This is a genomic window from Phaeobacter sp. CAU 1743 (assembly GCF_039839315.1).
GTDB lineage: Bacteria > Pseudomonadota > Alphaproteobacteria > Rhodobacterales > Rhodobacteraceae > Phycobacter > Phycobacter gallaeciensis_A.
Window position 1 is genome coordinate 1 of record NZ_JBDOQR010000144.1, and the last position, 3,884, is coordinate 3,884.

Annotated in this window: 2 protein-coding genes; one reads left to right on the top strand and one right to left on the bottom strand. The window is 58.8% G+C overall.

What is annotated here, in order from left to right; translation table 11 throughout:
* Positions 1-135: 135 nt before the first annotated feature.
* The gene (locus AAFO90_RS24195) at positions 136-3,024 is read right to left on the bottom strand and encodes a Tn3 family transposase (protein ID WP_090270728.1); all 2,889 of its coding nucleotides are present in this window, start codon (positions 3,022-3,024) and stop codon (positions 136-138) included.
* 124 nt (positions 3,025-3,148) lie between these two features.
* Here AAFO90_RS24195 and AAFO90_RS24200 point away from each other — a divergent pair, with 124 nt between their 5' ends.
* On the top strand, positions 3,149-3,760 hold the full coding sequence (locus tag AAFO90_RS24200) for a recombinase family protein (protein WP_347511098.1): 612 nt from the start codon (positions 3,149-3,151) through the stop codon (positions 3,758-3,760).
* The last annotated feature ends 124 nt before the right edge of the window (positions 3,761-3,884 follow it).

Sequence of the window (3,884 nt, forward strand, 5' to 3'; positions counted from 1 at the left end):
TCTTTGTGGACGTCCAGCCCCACGTAAAGCGTTTTCGTCATTGGTCTTTCTCCTTCGAACTCTTCCGTGTTCGTCAGAAAACCACATCTGCGGCTCGCCCGCCGCAAAACGCTCATCTGGTCTAAGCCCCTTGGTTTACTGTTTTGGCCACCTGTATTCGCCTGTGAGGAGGATATGTGCCCATCCGAGGGGTGAGGTATGTGCCAGTAGCATTGGTGAGCAATCCAACCCGTCGCGTTTTCGTGCGGCGACAGCTTGACCAAGGTGTTTGCTGTTCCAGTGGATGACGATGGCGGCGAGGAGGTTGAGGCCTGCCATGCGGAAGTGCTGACCTTCGGCGGTGCGGTCGCGGATTTCACCTTGGCGACCGATGCGGAGGGCGTTTTTCAGGGCGTGGTGTGCTTCGCCTTTGTTTAGCCCGATCTGAGCGCGGCGCTGCATGTCGGCGTCAAGTAGCCAGTCGATGATGAACAGCGTCCGTTCAACGCGTCCGATTTCTTTGAGGGCTTCGGCCAGCTCATGCTGGCGGGGATAGGCTGAAAACTTTCGCAGCAGTTGACTGGGCGGCATGACGCCCGCGACCATGGTAGCGGCACTGCGCAGGATGTCGGGCCAGTTGGTGGTGATGATGCTTTGCCTGACCTTGCCACCAATCAGGCCTTTCAGTTCCTTCGGGACAGCACTTGGATCGAAGACATAGAGCCGCTTGGAGGGCAGATCACGGATGCGCGGAATGAACTGGAAGCCCAGAAGGGCTGTGACGGCGAAGACATGATCGGTGAAGCCGCCGGTGTCAGCATATTGTTCGCGGATATTTCTGCCGGTCTCATTCATCAGCAGGCCATCGAGGATGTAAGGGGCCTCGCTCACGGTCGCCGGGATGGTTTGAGTGGCAAAGGGGCCGAACTGATCGGAAACATGGGTATAGGCTTTCAGCCCCGGTTCATTGCCATATTTGGCGTTGATCAGGTTCATTGCCTCACCTTGACGTGTGGTTGGAAAGAACTGCCCGTCGCTGGAGGCGGTGGTGCCGCCACCCCAGAAACGGGCCATGGGCAGGGTGGATTGCGCCGCGATCACCATGGCCAAGGCGCGGTTCAGCGCGTCGCCTTCAACATGCCACCGTGAGATGCGCGAGAGCTGGGAATAATCATGGGTGCTGGTGGCTTCGGCCATCTTGCTGAGGCCGAGGTTCAGGCCTTCCGCCAGCAGCACGGTCAGCAGTCCGATCCTGTCAGTGCAAGGTGCTCCGGTGCGTATATGGGTGAAGGCTTCCGTGAAGCCTGTGGCATTGTCCACCTCCAGAAGCAGATCGGTGATCCGCACATCGGGCAACCTTTTGTATAAATCCAGAACAAGTTCATGGGCCTCGGCGGGCACTGCGGCGGTGAGCCTGTCGATCTTCAGCATTCCGTCCTCAATAGAGCCACCCGGAATTGCCCCGGCACGGGCAGCGCGTGCCAAGCGTTTCAGTCCCTCAATCATACGGGTTTTGCGATCTCCCAGCCAATCCGCCGGGTCGAAGGGCACTGCCAATCTGGGTGTGGCCCGCGCCTCTGCTATTGGCACCAGCGCCTGCTTCAGGTCGGCATAGCGCCGGGACTGCACCAACCAGATATCGCCGGAGCGAAAGGCATCGCGCAGATGGAACAACACGGCGACTTCCCAAAGCCGATGGTCATCGGGGGGCTGCGCATGAAGGTGCTGGTGCCATTTGGAACTGCGGCGCAGAAAGGTTGTTGGCCGAACGGTCTCTTGTCCGCCCTTTGCGACAAGCCGAGTAGCTTCGACCAAAGGTTCGGCGACCGATGCTGCCTGAATATCGAGCGCCCTCAACATGCGCGGCGCGTAGCGCCGGAACCGATGATAGCCTTGGGCGACATGGGCCAAGGGATTGGCAGCCATTGTACTGGTCAACTGCATCGCCGTGGCGACAAGTCCTTCCAGATCACGCCAACCGCAGGCGGTCGTAACCGCGCTCTCAAGGGGTGCGCCATCGCCATGCGCTTCCAGGAGAGCGGCCCCCAAGCCTGAGAAAGAACGAAGTGTGTCCTGCAATGCTGCTTTGGCGCCGGTAATCTGCACATCACATAACCTCTTGGCATCGCGCCAGGTTTTACCCACGATCCGATCATGGGTCTCAATCACTGCATCAGCTATCGCAGCCTGCCATTCCACAGCACAGACGGTCATGATCGCCCACCGCCGATCGCTGGAAATGTCGCGCAAATCATCCGAGAAATATCGTTCGCCTTGGCGACGAAGTCGGGTGATCCGGTGGGGTGGAACGCCATCAAGGGCAGCGGTCGCAAGCCCGAGACCTTGCAGAAACTCCAACCGGTCCAGCAGGCGGTTCGCGTCTGCCGAGTTCTTGCCAACCTCAAATTGGCGCAACCAGACAAAACGGCTGACCCGGTCATCGACGTCTTCCGAAAGCAGGGCATCCAGCCTGCCTCTCATGGGCGCGTCGAGACGGTCGGCGATGCGCGTTTCCATCCGACGTTCGGCGGCGACAAGCGCATCAGCGCAGAGCCGTTCGATCACCGACACCCCGGGCAGAATGGTCTGGCTCCGGCGGCATTCTGTCACGAACCGACGCGCCAGCTCCTCATTAGAGCGCGCAACCTCAGCCTCAGTTTCAAGCCAAACCTTCAGGTCGCGGGCACCACGTCCGGTAAACATCTTGTAGCCATAGATCGCTCTAAGCTCGATCAGATGATCCCGCCGAGTCTCTTCGCGGACGGCGTAGCCCTCCAACTCAACCGCTTGCATTCCCAGCTGAGCCGCGATGAACCTGATCGCTTTTTCTGGGATGACCTCTCCAGCCGTCAGGAGGCGGCCGGGGTGTCGAAACGCGCAAAGCTGAAGGGCAAACCCAAGCCGGTTTTGTGATCGTCTTCGCAGACGAACATGTTCGATGTCATCATCGGCCAACGTGTAATGGTGAAGTAGTGCCGCTTCACTGGTTGGCAGATCAAATAGTGTCGCGCGCTGGCGCTCGGTCAGAATGGTGCGATGCGCCATGCTTCTTTTGCTTTCATGGGAGGTATTGAGTATATTTATTTATGATATGAGATAAGGAATAAATCCGTTGCCCGAAAGCGACCGCCGAACCCAAGCATCACAAACCAACGTATAAGATAAAGCCATGCTGATAGGATACGCCCGGGTTTCCAAAGCCGACGGTAGTCAATCCCTCGATATGCAGCGGGATGCACTGATCGAAGCGGGCGTGGGGGCCGATGGCATCTATGAAGATCAGGCCTCAGGTAAGCGTGACACCCGGCCCGGTCTCGATGCCTGCCTCAAAGCACTGCGTAAAGACGATGTCCTTGTCGTCTGGAAGCTCGACCGCCTCGGCCGCGACCTCAAACATCTCGTGACAATCGTGCAGGAGCTGACCGATCGCGAAATCGGCCTGCGCGTCCTCACGGGCCAAGGCGCGCAAATCGACACCACCACCGCTGCAGGGCGGTTGATATTCGGTATCTTTGCAGCCCTGGCAGAATTTGAACGGGAACTGATCCGTGAGCGCACCGTCGCAGGCCTCAAAGCAGCCCGGGCGCGAGGCCGAAAAGGGGGGCGGAAATTTGCGTTGACCAAAGCCCAGGTGCGCCTCGCGCAGGCAGCCATGTCCAGCCGCGATACCTCTGTCTCGCAGCTCGCCGCAGAGCTCGGCGTCAAACCCGTCACCATTTACAGATATGTCGGCCCCAACGGGGAACTCAGAGAAAACGGAAAACGCGTCTTGGACGCCTAGACCAGATGAGCGTTTTGCGGCGGGCGAGCCGCAGATGTGGTTTTCTGACGAACACGGAAGAGTTCGAAGGAGAAAGACCAATGACGAAAACGCTTTACGTGGGGCTGGACGTCCACAAAGACAC